This is a genomic window from Pseudomonas sp. Hz4 (genome assembly GCF_054898165.1).
Window position 1 is genome coordinate 1935160 of the sequence record NZ_CM142719.1, and the last position, 20479, is coordinate 1955638.

Sequence of the window (20479 nt, forward strand, 5' to 3'; positions counted from 1 at the left end):
CTGCGTAGGAATGCCTCACTGGACGCTCCGCGTCCGCTTTTGGGACGCAGAGCGTCCCTGGCTGCATTCCCACGCAGAGCGTGGGAACGATCGTGAGGGGAGCGTTAGGCCGCCGGCTGACTATGCGCAAATAACAAATCCACAAACCGTTCGGCCGTCGGCTGCGGTTCATGGTTGGCCAGTCCGGCGCGCTCATTGGCTTCGATAAATACATAGTCCGGTTGATCGGCGGCGGGCACCATCAGGTCGAGCCCGACCATTGGAATATCCAGCGCCCGCGCCGCGCGCACTGCCGCGTCCACCAGGGTCGGATGCAGGATCGCCGTGACATCCTCGAGAATGCCGCCGGTATGAAGATTCGCTGTACGTCGTACGAACAAATGCTCACCGGCCGGCAGAATACTGCTGTAGGCATAACCCGCCGCGTGCAAGGTGCGCTCTGTCTCATGGTCCAGCGGGATTTTGCTTTCACCGCTGGTCGCCGCCTGACGACGCCGGCTCTGGGCTTCGATCAGCTCACCGATGGAATGCTGACCATCGCCCACCACTTCTGCCGGTCGGCGAATGGCCGCGGCGACCACCTCAAAACCGATCACCAGAATCCGCAAATCGAGGCCTTCGTGGAAGCTCTCCAGCAGCACGCGACTGTCGAACTGGCGGGCGGATTCGATGGCTTGCAGGACCTCTTCGATGGTGCGCAGATCCACCGCGACGCCTTGGCCCTGTTCGCCATCCAGTGGTTTGACCACCACGCGTTCGTGCTCGTCGAGAAAGGCCAGATTGTCATCGGCGTTGCCGGCCAGTTGTTGCGATGGCAGGTTCAGCCCGGCATTTTTCAAGACCTTGTGGGTCAGGCTCTTGTCCTGACACAACGTCATGCTGATGGCACTGGTCAGATCGCTCAGTGACTCACGGCAACGAACACGCCGACTGCCATGCACCAAGGTGAACAGACCGGCCTCGGCGTCATCGACCTGTACTTCGATGCCGCGCCGATGGGCTTCATCTACGATGATCCGCGCATACGGGTTGAATTCGGCTTCGGGACCGGGGCCCAGAAACAACGACTGATTGATCCCGTTCTTGCGCTTGATGGCAAAGGTCGACAGGTTTCGAAACCCCAACTTGGCGTAAAGACTTTTCGCCTGGCGGTTGTCATGCAGCACTGACAAGTCCAGGTAACTCAGCCCACGGCTCATGAAGTGCTCGATCAAATGCCGCACCAGTACTTCGCCGACACCCGGTCGCGAGCAGTGCGGATCAACTGCCAGGCACCACAAGCTACTGCCGTTCTCTGGATCGTTGAACGCCTTGTGATGATTGAGGCCCATGACACTGCCGATGATTGCGCCGCTGTCTTCGTCTTCGGCCAGCCAATACACCGGGCCGCCCAGATGACGTGGGGTCAGCAGGTGGGTGTCGATCGGCAGCATGCCCCGCACTTGGTACAGCTGATTGATCGCCAGCCAATCCATATCGCTTTGTGCACGACGAATGCGAAAGCCGCGAAACACCCGAGTGGACTGGCGGTAATCGCTGAACCACAGACGCAAGGTGTCGGACGGGTCGAGAAACAACTGGGCCGGCTCCAGCCCCAGCACTTGCTGGGGCGCAGCCACATACAAGGCGATGTCGCGTTCGCCGGCCTGCTCGTTGAGCAACTCTTGGGCCAGGCTCGCCGCATCGGGGAAGGTGTGGCCGATCAGCAACCGGCCCCAGCCGCAATGCACGGCTATCGGTGCGGCGCCCAATTCGCTGCCGTCCTCGGCCAGACGCGCCTGCAAGCGTTCGTACGAGGGCGCCTGACCGCGCAACAAGCGTTGGCTGTAGGCCGTGGCGTGGGGTTTCATCGATCAGATTCCTTGTTCACTGAGCCACAGGTTCAGCGCCGCCAATTGCCACAGCTTGGAGCCGCGCAATGGGGTCAACTGGCCTTGGGGATCGGTTAGCAGGCGGTCGAGCATCTCTGGCTGGAACAGGCCGCGATCCTGGCTCGGATCAAGCAGCAATTCGCGCACCCAGTTCAGCGTTTCGCCCTGCAAATGCTTCAGACCAGGGACCGGGAAGTAGCCTTTTTTGCGATCGATCACTTCACTCGGAATGACCCGTCGCGCGGCTTCTTTCAAGACTTGCTTGCCGCCGTCCGGCAGTTTGAATTTGCCCGGCACGCGCGCCGACAGTTCCACCAGGCGGTAGTCGAGAAACGGCGTGCGCGCTTCCAGGCCCCAGGCCATGGTCATGTTGTCGACGCGTTTGACCGGGTCGTCCACCAGCATGATCGTGCTGTCCAGACGCAGGGCCTTGTCCACTGCCGCATCGGCGCCAGGCTGTGCGAAATGTTCTTTGACGAAGTCACCGGCCGCGTCGTTGGCCGTCAGCCATTTCGGCTGCACAGTGGCGGCGTAATCGTCGTAGCTGCGGTCGAAAAACGCATCGCGATAGGCCGCGTACGGATCGGCGGCACCGTCGACTTGTGGATACCAGTGATAACCGGCGAACAACTCGTCGGCACCCTGGCCGCTTTGCACCACCTTGCAATGCTTGGCCACTTCACGGGACAGCAGATAAAAAGCAATGCAGTCATGACTGACCATCGGTTCGCTCATGGCGCGGAAAGCCGCAGGCAGTTGCTCGATGATCTCTTTTTCGTCAATGCGCAGTTGGTGGTGCTGCGTGCCGTAGTGCTTGGCGATCAGGTCCGAATACTGGAACTCGTCGCCGCGCTCGCCGCCGGCATCCTGGAAACCGATGGAAAAGGTCGACAGGTTTTCAACACCGACTTCACGCAACAGACCGACCAGCATGCTCGAATCGACCCCGCCCGAAAGCAGCACACCCACATCGACCGCCGCACGTTGACGGATCGCCACCGCGTCACGGGTGCTGTCGAGTACGCGGTCACGCCAGTCTTCGAGTGTCAGATTCATCTCGTCGGCGTGTGGGCCGTAGGGCAGGGTCCACCAGGTTTTCTGCTCGGTGGTGCCGTCCGCTTCGATGCGCATCCAGGTCGCTGGTGGCAGTTTTTCGATGCCGGCCAGCAAGGTGCGCGGCGCCGGGACCACCGCGTGGAAATTCAGGTAATGATTGAGTGCCACCGGATCGAGGATCGGGTTGATGTCGCCGCCCTTGAGCAGCGCCGGCAACGCCGAGGCAAAGCGCAGGCGGTGACCGGTGCGAGACAGGTACAGCGGCTTCACGCCGAGACGGTCGCGGGCGATGAACAGGCGTTGAGCGTCGCGCTCCCAGATGGCGAAGGCGAACATGCCGTTGAGCTTGGGCAGCAAGGCTTCGCCCCAAGCGTGATAGCCCTTGAGCAGCACTTCGGTGTCACCACCGGAATAGAAGGCATACCCGAGGCTTTCGAGCTCGGTGCGCAGTTCCGGGAAGTTGTAGATCGCGCCGTTGAAGGCCAGGGACAAGCCCAATTGATTGTCGATCATCGGCTGCGCCGAGCCGTCCGACAGGTCCATGATTTTCAGGCGACGATGGCCTAGGGCAATCGGCCCTTGGCTATGAAAGCCCCACGCGTCAGGACCGCGAGGCGCCAGGTGATGGGTGATTCGTTCAACGGCCGCGAGGTCCGCAGGTTGATGATCAAAGCGTAACTCGCCAGCTAATCCACACATAAAGTCCTTACCGGTTTTTCCGTTGGGGAGGGTCAATCGATACCGCGCCAAAAACGGCGGGTACTCAGAAACTGACCCGGCTGAATCCCCGGAGTTTTAGACCGATAAGTTATAAGGCGAGCCGTCAGACTTTTCCGCGGATCAATTGGCGCACAGCAAAACGGTTGGGATGACAGGCCTCGGCGACCGCCCTGGGCAGGGGCAGAGGTTCGTTCTCGATCCACGCTGCGAGCAATTCACCCGACAGTGGCGCAGTGATCAGGCCGCGAGAACCGTGGCCACTGTTAACGTAAAAACCCGCAAGCCACGGGCAGGGAGTTTCCGGTACTTGCCGTGCGTCCTTGCTCAGTACGGCGTAGGCGTCGGCGAACGCTTCTTGCTCGGCCAACGGGCCGACGATCGGCAGGTAATCCGGGCTGGTGCAGCGAAATGCGGCGCGTCCTTCTAGCTGCTGCGGGTCCAGTTCTTGAGCATGCAGTCGAGTGGTCAGGTCCGGGGAGATTTCCTCGAGCAAGGCCAGGTTGCCGAGGTGTTCGGCGAGGGTCGGGGTCAGGTCATCACTCTTGAAATCGAAGCTGGCGCCGAGCGTGTGTTCGCCCAGTCGAGCCGGCGCGACATAGCCTTCGGCGCAGACGACGGTGGCCAGGCTCTGGCTTTCAGGTGTTTGTGCCAGTCGGGTGATCTGGCCACGAATGCGTTTGAGGGGCAGTTCGGCGCTCTGCGCAAAACGCTTGATCTCGGCGGCGCCGGCCAGGATCACCACGGGGGCACTGGCCAGCAAATCATCCCCGTCCCAGGCCTGCCACTGATCATCAACCTTGCGCAGTTCCAGTACATTGCGATGGGGCAGCCACTGGATGTTCGCCGAGGACGCTTGCCAGTGGCACAACGCGGGCGGATGAACCCAGCCGCCTTCCGGGAAGAATAATCCGCCGTGCTCAAGGGCGATGCCGGCCTGGGCCTCGGCTTGCGGTATATCGAGCAAGCGCACCAGATCAGGCGCAAAGGCTGAAGCCAATTGCGCCTGACGTTCCGCTTCCTTGGCGTTGAAGGCCAGTTGCAAGACCCCGCAATCGTCCCAGTCGACGCCCCGTTGCAAATGTTCCAGCAAGCGCCGGGTGTGACCGAAACCACTGACAATCAACTGCGACAACGCCGTGCCGTGGGCCGAAAGCTTGAGGTACAGCACGCCCTGAGGATTGCCCGAGGCTTCCTGCGCCAGCGCATTGTGACGCTCCAGCAGACTCACTTGCCAGCCCCGCGCAGCCAGGCTGGCGGCGCTGGCGCAACCGGCCAGGCCGGCACCGATCACCAGGGCTCGACGTTCGCCGGTAGGCGGCGTCGGCCGCGCAAACCATGGTTTGGCCGCGGCGGGCGCTGGGACTTCTTCAGGCCAGCCGAGAAACACGCCGCGCAGGATTTCCCATTTGTGACCAATGCCGGGCGTTCGCTTCATTTTGAAGCCTGCCGCATTCAGCAATCGGCGCACCCAACCGGTGCTGGTAAACGTACTGATGGTCGAACCGGGCGCCGCCAGCCGGGCGAGTTCGGCAAACAGTTCGGCGGTCCACATGTCGGGGTTTTTCGCCGGGGCGAAACCGTCGAGAAACCAGGCATCAATCTGCGCGTCCAGTTGCGGCAATTGTTCCAATGCATCGCCGATCAAAAGGGTCAACGTCACGCGGCCGTTATCCAGCACCAGGCGCTGGAAGCCTTGATGGATCGCCACGTACTGCGCGAGTAACTGATCGGCAAACGGCTTGAGCTCCGGCCATAGCGCGAGCGCCCGTTGCAGATCCGGTGCACTCAACGGGTACTTTTCGACACTGACAAAATGCAACCGCGCACCGGCCACCGCATGCTGCTCGAACAACTGCCAGGCGCACAGAAAATTCAACCCGGTACCGAAACCGGTCTCGCCAATCACCAGTCGACCGCCGGCCGGCAACGCAGCGAAACGCTCACGCAAAGCGTTCTGTTCGAGGAATACGTAGCGGGTTTCGTCCAACCCCGACAGATCGGAAAAATACACATCGTTGAACACCCGCGAGCGCGGGAGCCCTTGGTCGTCCCAGTCGAGCTGGGCGTGGGGCAATACAGGTTTCATGGCAGGCTCGGCAACGGCAAGGCGGCCATTCTAGCCGATCGCCGGGGCGGTGCTTGATCCATGGCAAGTGCCAGGCTGGGTGTGTCAGGGACAATCCCCACAAAAGCCTGAACCACAGGGAATTTTCTCTGCTGACTATCGGCCCAATCCGCTAGTCTTGCTCAATCCTGGAAGGAGCCGTCCCATGTTCGAATCCGCCGAAATCGGTCACGCCATCGACAAAGACACCTACGACGCCGAAGTGCCGGCCCTGCGTGAAGCCTTGCTCGAAGCGCAGTTCGAACTTCACCAGCAACGCCGCTTTCCGGTGATCGTTTTGATTAATGGCATCGAAGGCGCTGGCAAGGGCGAGACGGTCAAGTTGCTTAATGAATGGATGGACCCACGCCTGATCGAGGTTCGCACCTTCGATCAACAGACCGACGAAGAGCTGGCGCGACCACCGGCCTGGCGCTACTGGCGGATGCTCCCGGCCACGGGCCGCATGGGGATCTTCTTCGGTAATTGGTACAGCCAGATGCTGCAAGGCCGGGTTCATGGCTTGTTCAACGATCCCAGACTCGATCAAAGCATCAACGCCGCCGAGCGGCTGGAGAAGATGCTGTGCGACGAAGGCGCGCTGATCTTCAAGTTCTGGTTCCATCTTTCCAAGAAACAAATGAAGGCACGCCTCAAGGCGCTGGCCGATGACCCGCTGCACAGCTGGCGCATCAGTCCGCTGGACTGGCAACAATCCGAAACGTACGACACATTCGTGAAATATGGCGAACGCATACTGCGCCGCACCAGCCGTGACTATGCGCCGTGGCATGTGATCGCCGGGATGGACCCGCGTTATCGGAGTCTGGTGGTGGGCAAAATTTTGCTCGAGGGTCTGCAAAGCGCTCTGAAACGTCCGAAAATTCACCCGGAAAAAGTCAGCGCCGCGCCAGTGTCCCCCAGCGTCGATCAGGTAAACCTGCTCGACAGCCTCGACTTGACCCTGCGCCTGGACAAGGACGATTACGAAGAACAGCTGATCACCGAGCAGGCGCGGTTTTCCGGGCTGATGCGCGACAAACGCATGCGTCGGCACGCCTTGATCGCGGTGTTTGAAGGCAACGATGCGGCGGGCAAAGGCGGTGCGATTCGCCGGGTAGCCGCTGCGCTGGACCCGCGTCAGTACAGCATCGTGCCGATCGCCGCGCCCACCGAAGAGGAACGGGCGCACCCGTATCTCTGGCGCTTCTGGCGACATTTACCGGCGCGAGGCAAATTCACTGTGTTCGACCGCTCCTGGTATGGCCGGGTGCTGGTGGAGCGCATCGAAGGCTTTTGCAGCGCGGCCGACTGGTTGCGCGCCTACAGTGAGATCAACGATTTCGAAGAGCAGATCGCCGATGCCGGGGTAATCGTGGTCAAGTTCTGGCTGGCTATCGACAAACAGACGCAACTGGAACGATTCGAAGAGCGCGAACAGATCCCCTTCAAACGCTTCAAGATCACCGAAGACGACTGGCGCAACCGCGATAAGTGGGAGGCCTACAGGGCTGCTGTCGGGGACATGGTCGACCGTACCAGCACCGAGATCTCGCCCTGGACTTTGGTGGAAGCCAATGACAAGCGCTGGGCGCGGGTCAAAGTCCTGCGCACCATCAACCATGCGCTGGAAGAAGCGTTCGAAAAGTCCGACAAACACGCCAGGAAAGCCAAAAAGAACAAATAGCGAACCGATGGTTACGCATACACGGGGTGAATGATTGTCGCAGTCGGTAATTGGGTGGGCTTATGCTCGGTCCACTCTCAACTGACAACAACAATGAGGTATGCCATGCGTGAAGTGGTGATCGTCGACAGCGTGCGGACCGGCCTGGCCAAATCCTTTCGCGGCAAGTTCAACATGACCCGTCCGGACGACATGGCGGCGCATTGTGTCGACGCATTGTTGGCGCGCACGGGCATCGACCCGGCCAGCGTCGAGGATTGCATCGTCGGTGCCGGCTCCAACGAAGGCGGCCAAGGGTTCAACATCGGTCGCAACGTCGCGGTGCTGTCGCGCCTGGGTACGGGCACTGCCGGTATGACACTCAACCGTTTTTGCGCTTCGGGCTTGCAGGCGATCGCCATCGCCGCCAACCAGATCGCTTCGGGTTGCAGCGACATCATCGTCGCCGGAGGCGTTGAGTCCATCAGCCTGACCATGAAAAGCGTCAACACCGACAACCTGATCAATCCGCTGCTTAAAGAGCAGGTGCCAGGCATTTATTTCCCAATGGGGCAGACGGCCGAAATCGTTGCACGTCGTTATAACGTCAGCCGCGAAGAACAGGACCTGTACGCGCTGCAAAGTCAGCAACGTACCGCTCAGGCTCAGGGCGCTGGAGCGTTTGACGATGAAATCGTGCCGATGGCGGTGAAGTATCGCGTTGAAGACAAGGCCACCGGTCAGGTCCAGATCCTTGACGGCATTGTCGATCGCGACGACTGCAATCGCCCAGGCACCACCCTGGAAAGCTTGGCGGGATTGAAGCCGGTGTTTGCCGAAGACGGTTCGGTGACGGCGGGCAATTCTTCTCAGCTGTCCGATGGCGCGTCGATGACGCTGGTCATGAGCCTGGAGAAAGCCCTGGAATTGGGGTTAAAGCCGAAGGCGTTTTTCCGTGGTTTCACCGTGGCCGGGTGCGAGCCGGATGAAATGGGCATCGGCCCGGTGTTTTCGGTGCCGAAGTTGCTCAAGGCCAAGGGTTTGCAGGTTGCCGACATTGATCTGTGGGAACTTAACGAAGCCTTCGCGTCCCAGTGCCTGTACAGCCGCAATCGGCTGGAGATCGATAACGACAAGTACAACGTCAATGGCGGTTCGATTTCCATCGGTCATCCGTTCGGCATGACCGGTTCGCGTCAGGTTGGGCATATCGTGCGTGAATTGCAGCGGCGTAATCTGCGTTACGGCATCGTCACCATGTGTGTGGGGGGCGGGATGGGGGCGACCGGGTTGTTTGAGGCGGTGCGTTAAACTCGGAGGGTTCGTGTTCCCTGATTAACCTATATCGCGAGCAGGCTCGCTCCCACACTCGATCTATGTCACACACGAGATCCCTGTGGGAGCGAGCCTGCTCGCGAATGGAGGCGCCGCGGTCTATAGGCTCATACGCAAAAGCAGCATCCGCTCGATGTAAGCCTGAATCTCCCGCGCCGCCTTCTCCGGGTTTTCAAACGGCCCCTCCAGGGTGTTTTCCCGGGTGCTGAAATACAACTCCCCATTCACACGACACACCCGGTCGCAGCGAAAGTGCGTGGCGGGGGCAATGTCCTGGGCGCGTTTGCCGTACATGGCGATCTCCTGAGTGATGTTCCTGCTAACGAATTCAATGAGCTTATGCATGAACCATTTGCAACGCCTGGCGAGCCGATCGACGGCATAGCGCCAATTTAATGGTGCGACCTGCACAGTTTCATTCGCGGCCAACGGCGAACTGTCCCTGTGTGCCGAACGGCGCTAAGCCTAGAATGACCTTTCTTGCCACTTGGCTTCGGGGTTCGCCATGCACATTTCATCAGGTCGCTGGGTTTACGGTCTGTTCCTGGCCTTGGTGACCGCGTTGCTGTGGGGAATCCTGCCGATCAAACTCAAGCAAGTGCTGCTGGTGATGGACCCGGTGACGGTGACCTGGTTTCGCTTGATCGTGTCCGGCGGGTGCCTGTTCATTTACCTGGCGGCGACCAGGCGCCTGCCGAATCGCAAAGTGCTCGGGCCGCGCGGAGGCTGGTTGGTGTTGATGGCGGTGCTCGGCCTGGTGGGCAACTACGTGCTGTACTTGATGGGCCTGAACCTGCTCAGCCCCGGCACCGCGCAACTGGTGGTGCAGATGGGGCCGATCATGTTGTTGATCGCCAGTCTGTTTGTGTTCAAGGAACGGTTCAGCGTGGGGCAGGGGATTGGCCTGCTGGTGCTGTTGATGGGCTTCGCATTGTTTTTCAATCAGCGGCTGGCCGAGTTGCTGACCTCGCTGACCGATTACACCGCCGGTGTGCTGTTGGTGCTGTTGGCGTCCACGGTCTGGACCTTCTACGCCCTAGGCCAGAAGCAATTGCTCACGGTGTGGAATTCGTTGCAGGTGATGATGGTGATTTACCTGTTCTGCGCGCTGTTGCTGACGCCGTGGGTGCATCCGCTGGAAGCGCTGCAACTGAGTCCGCTGCAAGGCTGGCTACTGCTGGCGTGCTGCATGAATACTTTGATCGCCTATGGCGCGTTTGCCGAGGCACTGGCCCATTGGGAGGCATCGCGGGTCAGTGCGACGCTGGCGATTACGCCGTTGGTGACCTTCGTTGCGGTGGCCGTGGCGGCGTGGTTGTGGCCGGAGTATGTGCATGCCGAGACAATCAATGGTCTGGGTTATGGCGGGGCGGTGCTGGTGGTGCTTGGGTCGGCGTTAGTGGCGCTGGGGCCGTCGTTGATTGCGGGGCTCAAGGCGCGGCGGATGCGGATGGCCTGAGTTGATCGTTCCCACAGAGTGGGAACGATCGGGGCAGGGGATTTAACCCTTGGCACCCGCCTCCAACATATTCTCCGGCCGCACCCAGGCATCAAACTCTTCATCTGTCAGATACCCAAGCTGCAACGCCGCCTCACGCAAGGTCAGCCCTTCTGCGTAAGCCTTTTTGGCGATCTCCGCCGATTTGTCATAACCAATGTGCGGATTCAGTGCCGTCACCAGCATCAACCCACGCTCCAGGTGTTCAGCCATTTTCTCTGCATCCGGTTCAAGACCAGCAATGCAATGCTGTTGGAAGTTGCTGCAGCCATCGCCCAACAGGCGGATCGATTGCAGCAGATTGTGGATGATCACCGGTTTGAACACGTTCAATTGCAAATGGCCCTGACTTGCTGCAAAACCAATGGCGACGTCGTTGCCCAAGACCTGACAAGCCAGCATCGATAGCGCTTCGCACTGAGTCGGATTGACCTTGCCTGGCATGATCGAGCTGCCCGGTTCGTTGGCTGGCAGTTTCACTTCGGCAAAGCCTGCTCGCGGTCCGGAGCCCAGCAGGCGCAGGTCGTTGGCGATTTTCATCAGGGTCACGGCAAGGGTTTTCAACGCGCCGGACAGTGTCGTCAGCGGTTCATGGCCAGCCAGGGCGGCGAACTTATTCGGTGCGGTGACGAACGGCAGGCCGGACAGGGCGGCCAGCTCGGCCGCGATAGCTTCGCCGAAACCATGGGGCGAATTCAGCCCAGTGCCGACCGCGGTGCCACCCTGGGCCAGTTCACACACGGGCGGCAGTGCGCTGCGGATCGCCCGCTCGGCGTAATCCAGTTGCGCGATGAACGCCGAGAGTTCCTGACCGAAGGTAATCGGCGTCGCGTCCATCATGTGGGTCCGGCCGGTCTTGACCAGTTTCATATACCGCGCGGACAGCTCGGCCAATCCGCCCGACAGTTCGCTGATCGCCGGCAGCAAGTGCTGCTGAACTGCCTGGACGGCGGCGATGTGCATGGCGGTGGGGAAGCAGTCGTTGGAGCTTTGAGAGCGATTGACGTGGTCGTTAGGGTGAACCGGTGATTTGCCGCCGCGAGGGTTACCGGCCAGTTCATTGGCGCGTCCGGCGATCACTTCGTTGACGTTCATGTTGCTCTGGGTGCCGCTGCCGGTCTGCCAGACCACCAGCGGAAACTGGTCGTCGTGGCTGCCGTCGAGTACTTCGTCGGCGGCCTGTTCAATCAGCCGGGCGATGTCGGCGGGCAGGTCACCGTTGCGGTCATTGACCCGCGCCGCGGCTTTCTTGATCAGTGCCAAGGCATGCAGCACCGCCAGCGGCATACGTTCGTTGCCGATGGCGAAATTAATCAGCGAGCGTTGCGTCTGAGCGCCCCAGTAGGCTTCATCCGGGACTTCCACCTGGCCAAGGCTGTCGGTTTCGATACGGCTCATCATGCACACTCCTGTAAGTCTGATAGCGCAGTTTAGGCCGTGATCGCCGGCTGTGGTTCCATCAGTCTGGAATTTGACCGTTCAACCCCTCTAAATCAAGCCCGACAAGGCTTGGGGTTGAGCGACACACTTTTTTAGGCGCAGAATGGTCGCCCTTGGGGTTTTACCTCGCCTGCTAGAAAAGGAAACTCGATGACTCGTCTTCGTGCCATCTGTACCGCGGTTGCACTGGTTTGCGCCAGCGGCCCTGTTTTTGCCGATACCGCCAGCCACAACGCCAGTGCCGAGGCTTTCCTGACCCTGGCGCACGCTGACAAATTGGGCACTCCGGTGTACATGCAAGTGCAGCAAATGTTCGCTCAGCGCTTTGAACAGACCAAAGCCCCCGAGTCGAAAAAAGCCCTGCTGGAAACTTACCAGGCCAAAGCCAACGCCGCGCTGGACCAAGCCATTGGCTGGAACAAGCTGAAGCCGGACATGGTCAAGCTCTACACCACCAACTTCAGCGAATCCGAGCTGAAAGACCTGGTCGCGTTCTACAAATCGCCACTGGGCAAGAAAGTCCTGGAAAAAATGCCGCAGCTGACTCAGCAATCGGCCCAGATGACTCAAGCCAAGCTGGAAAGCGCAGTGCCTGTAGTCAACAAACTGTTGGCTGACATGACGGCCGAGCTGGAGCCTAAAGGCGCCGCCGCTCCAGCCAAGAAAAAGCCTTAAGCGGAGTTCGGTATGACCATGCAACAACGCATCGAATCGACGCTGGGCCTGTTGCAGCCACAGCATCTGCAAGTGCTGGATGAAAGCCACATGCACAGCCGTGGGTTGCAGACCCACTTCAAGGCCGTGGTGGTCAGCCAGCAGTTCGAAGGGCTCAACCGGGTCAAGCGTCACCAAAAAGTCTACGGCACGCTCGGCGAGCTGATGGGCGAGTTCCATGCGTTGGCGCTGCATACCTACACGCCAGAAGAATGGGCACAGATCGACGCGGCTCCGGCCTCGCCGACCTGTGCCGGCGGTAGCAAGCACTGAACAGCTGTTTTTGCTAGAATCCGCAACGCGCCGCTCACCCGGCGCGTTTTTTTTCGCATCCGGTTCACCCCTTACGAGGGTAGCCACCTGGAGAATCACCCATGACACAACAGATTGTCGTGGCGGCACTGTATAAGTTCGTCACTCTGGAAGATTACGTCGCCCTGCGCGAGCCATTGCTGCAAGCGATGGTCGACAACGGCATCAAAGGCACACTGCTGATCGCTGAAGAAGGCATCAACGGCACCGTGTCTGGCAGCCGCGAAGGCATCGACGGGCTGATGGCCTGGCTCAAGAACGACCCACGCATGGACGACATCGACCACAAAGAGTCGTACTGCGACGACCAGCCGTTCTATCGCACCAAAGTCAAACTCAAGAAAGAAATCGTCACCCTCGGCGTTGAAGGCGTGGACCCGAACAGAAAGGTCGGCACCTACGTCGATCCAGAGAACTGGAACGCCCTGATCAGCGATCCTGAAGTGCTGTTGATCGACACTCGTAACGACTACGAAGTCTCGATCGGCACCTTTGAAGGTGCCATCGACCCGAAGACCACCAGCTTTCGCGAATTCCCCGACTACATCAAAGCCCACTTCGACCCGGCCGTGCACAAGAAAGTCGCGATGTTCTGCACCGGCGGCATTCGTTGTGAAAAGGCCTCTAGCTACATGCTCAGCCAGGGCTTCGACGAGGTTTATCACCTCAAGGGCGGTATTCTGAAGTACCTCGAAGCGGTGCCGCAGGAAGAAACCAAATGGCAGGGCGACTGCTTCGTGTTCGATAACCGCGTGACCGTTCGTCACGACCTCAGCGAAGGTGACTACGATCAATGTCATGCCTGTCGTACACCGGTCAGCATCGAGGACCGCGCGTCCGAGCACTATGTGGCCGGCATCAGTTGCCCGCATTGCTGGGATAAGCTGAGCGAGAAGACCCGTCGCAGTGCCATCGACCGGCAAAAGCAGATCGAGTTGGCCAAGGCGCGCAACCTGCCTCACCCGATCGGCTACAACTACAAGCAAACTCCTTCCGAGGCTTGAACCATGTCTGCGCAACGCCTGCTCTATGTGATGGACCCGATGTGTTCCTGGTGCTGGGGCTTTGCGCCAGTCGCCAATGCGCTGGTCGAGCAGGCGCAAGTCGCGGGGGTGGACGTGCATCTGGTGGTAGGCGGTTTGCGTACCGGCAGCGGCGCGGCGCTGGAGCCGACCACCCGACGCTACATCCTTGAGCATTGGCAGGCGGTCACTGAGGCTACTGGCCAACCGTTCAAGCTGGAAGGCGCATTGCCCGACGGGTTTGTCTACGACACCGAACCTGCCTGTCGGGCGCTAGTCACTGCGCGCAGCCTGGCGCCGGATTGCGCGTGGAAACTGCTCGGGCTGATTCAGCACGCGTTTTACGCCGAAGGTCGCGACGTCACCCACGCCAGTGTTCTGGTGGAACTGGCGGAGCAAGCCGGTCTGCCGCGCATCGAGTTCGCCGCTACGTTTGACCGTGCCGATCAACACGCCGCGACGGCTGGCGATTTCACCTGGGTCCAGGACCTGGGCATTGCCGGTTTCCCTACATTACTGGCTGAGCGAGACGGTCAATTGGCGCTGTTGACCAATGGCTATCAGCCTCTCAGCGTATTGTCTCCGTTGCTCGGCCGCTGGCTGGAGCGCGCTGCCTGTGCTTGATCTGCCTGACGACGCCCCAACCGCTACACGTGTCGACCGTCTGAGCTGGGTGGAAATCCGCCGCCTGGCGCTGCATCACAAGAAATCCCTGTGGATTGCCAACGGCGTGGCGGTGCTGGCAACCCTGTGCAGCGTGCCGATCCCCTTGCTCTTGCCGTTGCTGGTCGACGAAGTGCTGCTGGGCCACGGCGACACCGCGCTGAAGATCATGAACCACGCGTTGCCCGAAAACTGGCAGAAAGCCGCGGGTTACATCGGCCTTATGTTGCTGGTGACGCTGGGTCTGCGTTGCGCCGCTTTGCTGTTCAACGTCGTACAGGCGCGGTTGTTTGCGGCGCTGGCCAAGGACATCGTGTACCGCATTCGCCTGCGGCTGATCGATCGGCTCAAGCGTATTTCGCTGAGTGAATATGAAAGCCTGGGCAGCGGCACGGTCACTACCCACCTGGTAACCGACCTGGACACGCTGGACAAATTCGTTGGCGAAACCCTCAGTCGTTTCCTCGTGGCCATGCTGACCCTGGTCGGCACCGCCTCCATCCTGATGTGGATGCACTGGAAGCTGGCGTTGCTGATCCTGCTGTTCAACCCGTTGGTGATCTACGCCACGGTGCAGTTGGGCAAGCGGGTCAAGCACCTGAAGAAACTCGAGAACGACAGCACCTCGCGTTTCACCCAGGCACTCACCGAAACCCTCGATTCCATTCAGGAAGTACGCGCCGGCAATCGTCAGGGCTTTTTCCTCGGGCGCCTGGGTCAACGCGCCCGGGAAGTACGCGATTACGCGGTGATCTCGCAGTGGAAAACCGATGCCTCGAACCGTGCCAGCGGCTTGCTGTTCCAATTCGGCATCGATATTTTTCGTGCGGCGGCGATGCTCACCGTGCTGTTTTCCGACCTGTCCATCGGCCAGATGCTCGCGGTGTTCAGCTACCTGTGGTTCATGATCGGACCGGTGGAACAACTGCTGAATCTGCAATACGCCTACTACGCCGCTGGCGGTGCGCTGTCGCGGATCAACGAGTTACTGGCCCGGGCCGATGAGCCTGAATACCCGGGCGGCGTCGACCCGTTCAACGGTCGCGAGACCGTGGGCATCGAAGTCCAGGGTTTGAGTTTCGGTTACGGCGACGAGCTGGTGTTGAACCAGATGAACCTGTCGATCGCTCCCGGTGAGAAAGTCGCGATCGTCGGTGCCAGCGGCGGTGGCAAAAGTACGCTGGTGCAGTTGCTGCTGGGCTTGTACACGCCGCTCGCCGGGACGATCCGTTTTGGCGGCTCGACCCAGCAGGAAATCGGTCTGGAAACCGTTCGGGAAAATGTCGCCGTGGTCCTGCAACACCCGGCACTGTTCAACGAAACCGTCCGCGCCAACCTGACCATGGGGCGTGAGCGCAGCGACGAAGCTTGCTGGCAAGCGCTGGAAATCGCGCAACTGCACCAGACCGTTCGAGAGCTGCCCAACGGCCTGGACAGTATCGTCGGCCGTTCCGGTGTGCGCTTGTCCGGCGGCCAGCGTCAACGTCTGGCGATTGCGCGGATGGTGCTGGCCGACCCTAAAGTGGTGATCCTCGACGAGGCCACCTCAGCGCTGGATGCCGCCACCGAATACAACCTGCACCAGGCGCTGGCGCGGTTCTTGAGCAACCGCACCACATTGATCATTGCGCACCGATTGTCGGCCGTGAAGCAGGCCGACCGGGTGCTGGTGTTCGACGGCGGGCAAATTGCCGAGGATGGCGACCATCAGCAACTGATTGCCGATGGTGGGTTGTACGCCAAGCTTTATGGGCACTTGCAGCAATTGCAGGTCAGCCCCAAAGCACCTTGAGCGCGTTGTCTGCGCCATCGTGACCGAACTCTTTCAGCACCACTGAACACGACTCACAAGGGCGCATCGTCGTCGCCACGTCGACGGAGCGGATCTGCGACAAATCGGGATATTTCTTACGAATCGCAGCGATCAGCTTGCTTTCGCTGTCCAGCGAAGTCGGTCTGATCGTCTGTGCCGGTTTATAGGTGTTGATGTCCTTGATCGTCAGGGGAACGGCCAATATCTTGCCCTCGGAAGTGACCTCAAGGGACGTTCTGGGGTAAGCCTGATCGAAATCAATGTTGAAGTACGTCGTATCACCCATACGGACCTGATTGCCGCCCAGATGCTGGAACAACGGCAAGCGGGTGGTGGTGCGCTGGGCTCCGGAAACACTGACGTAGACCTCCCGACTCCCCGAAACGGTCGTCACGTCGGCGAAGGCGATGTTTCTGGCATTGAGCGCACGTTCGCGCAGGGGCAACAGCCGTTGCAGTTTCTGCATCGCTCTGTCGATCCGCAACGCGGCGGCGGCATTGGCGGGATTGCTGGTCGGCGACTGGAACAGCGTATCGAAGATAGTGGCCGTTCTTTCCCGGAAGGCTTGCGGCGCTCCGGTGCTGCGTGTCCAGGAACTCGCTCCTTCCGGTAATCGGGTGACGATCATTCGTGTCGAGTTGTCGAACATCAACGCCTCACCCGGGCTGGTGTCCACTCTCAGCCAGTTCATATTGTCGGGCGGCGTCGTCGTGACGCCGAGGGGGATGGCGATGTCATCCATGGTTTTCATGGCGCGTTCAACGGCCTCGACCCCGTGAATGCGCGCGACGTTGTTGGCATTCAGCGAGCCGGTGTAGACCACTATCAGTTCGTTTTTCAGTTCGTCGCCAAGGGTATCGGCTTTTTTGAGGGGCAGCAGGCCGTCGTACAGACTCTGCCCCACGCCGCGTTCGGCCACGTAAAAGTCTCCCGCGTTGAGGCGTGTAAATACATAGTGTTTCGAGCCATCCCTGGACGGGCAGATAATCGCGCCCACCTGAAAAGTATCGTCAAGACCCTGCTCCGGCACATTGACTTTGACGCGCGCATAAATGCCCTTGCGAAATTCGATGGTCGCGGTGAGGTGATCGCGTTTGACAAAGGAGGCCGCTTTCATGGGGGCGCGGCCGCCGGCCGGGGTGTAAATCGTGTCACCGAACCAGAGCGCCCAGCCTTTGGCTTCGTCGAATCGCTCGGCGGGAAGCGGAGGGGCCGCCGGCGGCCTCGTAACGAAACTCGTGGTGCATACCGCTCCAGGAGCGCGACGCACTCGGCATGGAAGCGCCGTGTATCCGACCTCCACAAGGTCAGCGCGGCGTAACGTGTTTTCGTGCAGTCTATAGGGCACGTCATCAAGCAGTAGCGTTGTCCGGCCATCAACTTCGAGCAGTTCTCGCGCCCGGACGTTTTCCGGCAGTTCGACGAGTACGTGATCGCCGCTGGTTTCCAGGCTCCGGTAATGAGATCGACCTCGTATCAATTCATCGTTGTTCAATACCGGCCCGTAAGGTCTGGACGCTATCGGGTCCAGCAGACGGTAGTGGGGTTCAGCACCCGTGCGAATCTGGCGCACAGGCAAATCATCGACCCCATTGAGCGTGACCAAATCATCCGTGGCGGCCAGCGGCCTCCATCGTCCAGCGTCCTGAACGTCGGGCAGGCTGCGCAGCACGTCATACCGGGCGGCATTGCCGATCAGCATCTTGGACCTGAAGATGCCGGACCTGCCTAATTTGATGATGGCTTTACGCAGTGGATGCACCAGTTGCGGAAGCCCATCAAGGGGCAAAAGTGCTCGTAGGCTGGATGTCAGCAAACGCTTTGTCAGCGTTCCAAACGTGTTCAGACGAGCGAAAACCGTCAACTGGCCTCCGGCTTTCAATAACGCCACGGAGCCGGAAGCAAACTTGCCGACGGGCTGCACGAACGCAACCAGGTCAGCAAATACGCCGAACACACCGTTGATGATTCGGTGGCGGTCCCCGGACGCCAGGTCTTCGATGCTGTTCCAGAACGGAACGAAAATTTTCACGAGGTCGAGGGTTTTTTTATCTTTCGCTTCTTTGAATTCGATTGCGGTTTGCCCGTTAGCGGCCTTTCTGAGCGCTTTGGGGTCAACATACAGAAGCTCGGTCGCGATCAGGTGGCTGATGGCTTTCGTTCGCTCGGACGACAATGTGATGGGAGTGTTCTGTGCGCTTGAAGTCTCGGAGGCTATGGCCGGTAGCGTGTTCCCCAGCTTTTCGATGATGGCCTGGCAAGACGCGTTGTCCTTCGGGACGGTGCCCGATGAGTGAGTGTCCCAGTCAAATGGCAGGTCTTTATGGCGAATCACTGAAACCTTGACGGTTGCGGATCTGCTGACTTTCCATTCCTCGGTGGTTCTTCGGCCGCCGATCAACCCCGATGACAGCGCTTCAAGACGCCGTATGACTCCTGCGCGAGGCAACAGCTCGTAAGTGACGGTTTGCTGCTCATGAGCGGCCCGTAGTATCAAACCGTTGCGGGCTCTGAGCGGCAGGATCATTTCTGCGGTTTCATTCTGTGCTTCGACACTCGTTGTCTTTTTTCTCAAGCTGTAAATTTTGATCTCACCCGACTCCAGTATCCGACGGTCAACCCTGGGCAGCGAAGCGAGCAGGCTGTTGATCAGCGTTTCATAAGCCGCTTGGGTCAATTGCAGGTACTGTTTAAAGGCGCTATCAAAGAGCGCCTTGATATCTGGCAGCTTTTTGTGGGGAGACAGGACGAAAATAGAGTTGGGCAGCTTCCATGGGGGCGAGACTCTTATCGTCTGATCTTCCAGCAGCTGTATTTTCTGCGAGGTAACGGTGCGGCCGTCACTCTCGGTAATCGTCCAGACTTTCTTATTGTCGAATTGGCCCGAGGCGTAAACATCAACGAAGCTGTAATAGTCATACTCCTTGCCTCTGAGCACGGGCGTGTCGCGAAAACCATTCGGGTCGAGAAAGATTTTCCAGGCAAGTTTTTTTCCGTCGGAACTGAAGCTGCCTTTGCCAAAGATGCGTTCCACCTGCGCTTTCGCCATATCGAGCCGGCTTGGGGGGGGCTGATCAAGTTGCAGGACGGCTTTCGTCAGTTCGTCCGTGTGCCGGTCGAGGCAGCGCAGCGCGTGTTCAATCTCGTCATCCGAATAATTCCCATCGTCACGATGAGCTACTTCACCCTGGGTGATCGCCCAGGCAAGGGCCGGATCAATCCTTGTCAGGGTAAGGAGTTCCAGTTGTTCGGGCGACGCCTCCCTGGAGGTCTCGATCGGCAGATTGACCAACTGCTGGAATGTCATCTGGTCCAACGCTTGCGCATCTGTCGCCTGAATAAGGTTCACGCCGTTGACAAAATTCACCCAAACGACAGAACCGCAGTATCGAAGCGTGGGAGGAATGTCTCTGACGCGAAATTCGCTCGGAAATCGGGGCAGAAACAACCGAGACATGATGACGGCTTCTTTTTCCGAGGCTGCCCGTGCGGACTTGATCAGATGGACCACAAATTCGGACTGGATGGTCTGATAGCTTTTTCCCTGGATCGAGGCGGTCCGCAAGTCGTAACCGGCTACGCAGACGGGGGATTCACTGTCGGGCCGGTTCAGCCAAAGCTGTAAGGCCCGGGCGGTCAATTGGGTGCGTAGGGTGGGTGATGTTTCCTCACCCTGATTGCCTCCGTACCAACCAATGGCCTTTAAAAGTGAACGGCCCAGCGTTTCGGCTTCGGCGGTTTGTAGAATCCTCTGTAAAAAAACAGTGGGTGTTGCCTTGATCTGCTCGATAGTCTGCGACGAAAGAACATGTCCGGCGAGATAACTAAAGGGTGAGGAGTTTTTTTCCGGTAAAAAATCCTGGACGGCAAGGATCACTTCTTCCCGGATGATCCGGTCGTGCAGTGCATGCACATCCACGCGGTCGGGATTGGCGGACACTCGTTTGACACTTTCGAACAGCGCCAGGTCTTGTGGAGTCGGGCCTCGCCTCAACTGTAAAAGGTCATTGCCACTCTCGAGCTTTAAAGCGGCCGCCGCCCGCCATTCTTCCAGCTCGTTTACCGATAAGCCCAAAGGGTTGCTATGTCGACGTTCGGCCGGCGAGGCGTCGTATTGCGCCATTTGACCTTGAGGTTGTTGTGATGCGGTTATTTCAGGGGGAATGGAAGTCATATCAATGGGCGTCCTCAGTTATGAAAGACACCAGTCTTGAGCACCTGAAGCTGCTTGTGGCGGTACATAGTTATTACGGATCGCGGTTTTT

At 59.4% G+C, this 20479-nt stretch carries 14 protein-coding genes; 8 read left to right on the forward strand and 6 right to left on the reverse strand.

Features of this window, described 5'->3' with window-relative positions:
- Nucleotides 1-104: 104 nt before the first annotated feature.
- From ngg to mnmC, 3 genes are all read right to left on the reverse strand, one after another.
- Entirely contained in the window at nucleotides 105-1850 is a 1746-nt protein-coding gene (gene ngg, locus ACYZTR_RS08755) for an N-acetylglutaminylglutamine synthetase (protein ID WP_461978073.1), read from the reverse strand.
- A 3-nt stretch (nucleotides 1851-1853) separates the two neighbouring features.
- On the reverse strand, nucleotides 1854-3626 hold the full coding sequence (locus ACYZTR_RS08760; protein ID WP_461978075.1) for an N-acetylglutaminylglutamine amidotransferase: 1773 nt from the start codon (nucleotides 3624-3626) through the stop codon (nucleotides 1854-1856).
- 124 nt (nucleotides 3627-3750) lie between these two features.
- Entirely contained in the window at nucleotides 3751-5733 is a 1983-nt protein-coding gene (gene mnmC / locus ACYZTR_RS08765; protein ID WP_461978077.1) for a bifunctional tRNA (5-methylaminomethyl-2-thiouridine)(34)-methyltransferase MnmC2/FAD-dependent 5-carboxymethylaminomethyl-2-thiouridine(34) oxidoreductase MnmC1, read from the reverse strand.
- 184 nt (nucleotides 5734-5917) lie between these two features.
- Between mnmC and pap the strand changes: the two genes are divergently transcribed.
- Together pap and ACYZTR_RS08775 are read left to right on the forward strand one after the other, a co-directional pair.
- On the forward strand, nucleotides 5918-7438 hold the full coding sequence (gene pap, locus ACYZTR_RS08770; RefSeq protein ID WP_461978079.1) for a polyphosphate:AMP phosphotransferase: 1521 nt from the start codon (nucleotides 5918-5920) through the stop codon (nucleotides 7436-7438).
- A 105-nt stretch (nucleotides 7439-7543) separates the two neighbouring features.
- Complete coding sequence (locus ACYZTR_RS08775; RefSeq protein WP_461978081.1) at nucleotides 7544-8728, forward strand: thiolase family protein; 1185 nt, start codon at nucleotides 7544-7546, stop codon at nucleotides 8726-8728.
- Nucleotides 8729-8851: 123 nt separating this feature from the next.
- Here ACYZTR_RS08775 and ACYZTR_RS08780 read toward each other — a convergent pair whose 3' ends face one another.
- Nucleotides 8852-9046, reverse strand: a complete 195-nt coding sequence (locus ACYZTR_RS08780) for a DUF6316 family protein (protein ID WP_461978084.1) — start codon at nucleotides 9044-9046, stop codon at nucleotides 8852-8854.
- A gap of 211 nt (nucleotides 9047-9257) precedes the next feature.
- Here ACYZTR_RS08780 and ACYZTR_RS08785 point away from each other — a divergent pair, with 211 nt between their 5' ends.
- Nucleotides 9258-10211, forward strand: a complete 954-nt coding sequence (locus ACYZTR_RS08785; protein ID WP_461978086.1) for a DMT family transporter — start codon at nucleotides 9258-9260, stop codon at nucleotides 10209-10211.
- Between the two features lie 42 nt (nucleotides 10212-10253).
- On the opposite strand, the gene ACYZTR_RS08790 is transcribed toward ACYZTR_RS08785, so the two are convergent.
- Complete coding sequence (locus ACYZTR_RS08790; protein ID WP_461979626.1) at nucleotides 10254-11648, reverse strand: class II fumarate hydratase; 1395 nt, start codon at nucleotides 11646-11648, stop codon at nucleotides 10254-10256.
- 192 nt (nucleotides 11649-11840) lie between these two features.
- On the opposite strand from ACYZTR_RS08790, the gene ACYZTR_RS08795 reads away from it, so the two are divergent.
- The 5 genes from ACYZTR_RS08795 to ACYZTR_RS08815 all read left to right on the forward strand — a co-directional run bounded on the left by ACYZTR_RS08795 (nucleotide 11841) and on the right by ACYZTR_RS08815 (nucleotide 16193).
- Nucleotides 11841-12365: a DUF2059 domain-containing protein gene (locus ACYZTR_RS08795; RefSeq protein WP_109633752.1), complete on the forward strand. Its 525-nt coding sequence runs from the start codon at nucleotides 11841-11843 to the stop codon at nucleotides 12363-12365.
- 12 nt (nucleotides 12366-12377) lie between these two features.
- Nucleotides 12378-12677, forward strand: coding sequence for a BolA family protein (locus tag ACYZTR_RS08800; protein ID WP_008151216.1), 300 nt, complete (start codon nucleotides 12378-12380; stop codon nucleotides 12675-12677).
- 101 nt (nucleotides 12678-12778) lie between these two features.
- On the forward strand, nucleotides 12779-13720 hold the full coding sequence (trhO, locus tag ACYZTR_RS08805; protein ID WP_461978089.1) for an oxygen-dependent tRNA uridine(34) hydroxylase TrhO: 942 nt from the start codon (nucleotides 12779-12781) through the stop codon (nucleotides 13718-13720).
- Between the two features lie 3 nt (nucleotides 13721-13723).
- Nucleotides 13724-14362, forward strand: a complete 639-nt coding sequence (locus ACYZTR_RS08810; RefSeq protein WP_461978090.1) for a DsbA family protein — start codon at nucleotides 13724-13726, stop codon at nucleotides 14360-14362.
- A complete protein-coding gene (locus tag ACYZTR_RS08815) occupies nucleotides 14355-16193 on the forward strand; it encodes an ABC transporter ATP-binding protein (RefSeq protein ID WP_461978092.1) in 1839 nt (612 codons plus the stop codon). The genes ACYZTR_RS08810 and ACYZTR_RS08815 overlap by 8 nt, the downstream gene beginning before the upstream one ends.
- Here ACYZTR_RS08815 and ACYZTR_RS08820 read toward each other — a convergent pair.
- The gene (locus tag ACYZTR_RS08820; RefSeq protein ID WP_461978094.1) at nucleotides 16174-20388 is read right to left on the reverse strand and encodes a hypothetical protein; all 4215 of its coding nucleotides are present in this window, start codon (nucleotides 20386-20388) and stop codon (nucleotides 16174-16176) included. The two genes, ACYZTR_RS08815 and ACYZTR_RS08820, sit on opposite strands and share 20 nt — an antisense overlap.
- Nucleotides 20389-20479: the final 91 nt, after the last annotated feature.

What these genes read in the sequence shown, in the direction of transcription:
- pap (WP_461978079.1), top strand. Translation starts at nt 5,918, where the DNA reads ATGTTCGAATCCGCCGAAATCGGTCACGCCATCGACAAAGACACCTAC.
- ACYZTR_RS08775 (WP_461978081.1), top strand. Translation starts at nt 7,544, where the DNA reads ATGCGTGAAGTGGTGATCGTCGACAGCGTGCGGACCGGCCTGGCCAAA.
- ACYZTR_RS08820 (WP_461978094.1), bottom strand. Translation starts at nt 20,388, where the DNA reads ATGACTTCCATTCCCCCTGAAATAACCGCATCACAACAACCTCAAGGT.
- trhO (WP_461978089.1), top strand. Translation starts at nt 12,779, where the DNA reads ATGACACAACAGATTGTCGTGGCGGCACTGTATAAGTTCGTCACTCTG.
- ACYZTR_RS08800 (WP_008151216.1), top strand. Translation starts at nt 12,378, where the DNA reads ATGACCATGCAACAACGCATCGAATCGACGCTGGGCCTGTTGCAGCCA.
- ACYZTR_RS08780 (WP_461978084.1), bottom strand. Translation starts at nt 9,046, where the DNA reads ATGTACGGCAAACGCGCCCAGGACATTGCCCCCGCCACGCACTTTCGC.
- ACYZTR_RS08785 (WP_461978086.1), top strand. Translation starts at nt 9,258, where the DNA reads ATGCACATTTCATCAGGTCGCTGGGTTTACGGTCTGTTCCTGGCCTTG.
- mnmC (WP_461978077.1), bottom strand. Translation starts at nt 5,733, where the DNA reads ATGAAACCTGTATTGCCCCACGCCCAGCTCGACTGGGACGACCAAGGG.
- ACYZTR_RS08790 (WP_461979626.1), bottom strand. Translation starts at nt 11,648, where the DNA reads ATGAGCCGTATCGAAACCGACAGCCTTGGCCAGGTGGAAGTCCCGGAT.
- ACYZTR_RS08795 (WP_109633752.1), top strand. Translation starts at nt 11,841, where the DNA reads ATGACTCGTCTTCGTGCCATCTGTACCGCGGTTGCACTGGTTTGCGCC.
- ACYZTR_RS08760 (WP_461978075.1), bottom strand. Translation starts at nt 3,626, where the DNA reads ATGTGTGGATTAGCTGGCGAGTTACGCTTTGATCATCAACCTGCGGAC.
- ACYZTR_RS08810 (WP_461978090.1), top strand. Translation starts at nt 13,724, where the DNA reads ATGTCTGCGCAACGCCTGCTCTATGTGATGGACCCGATGTGTTCCTGG.
- ngg (WP_461978073.1), bottom strand. Translation starts at nt 1,850, where the DNA reads ATGAAACCCCACGCCACGGCCTACAGCCAACGCTTGTTGCGCGGTCAG.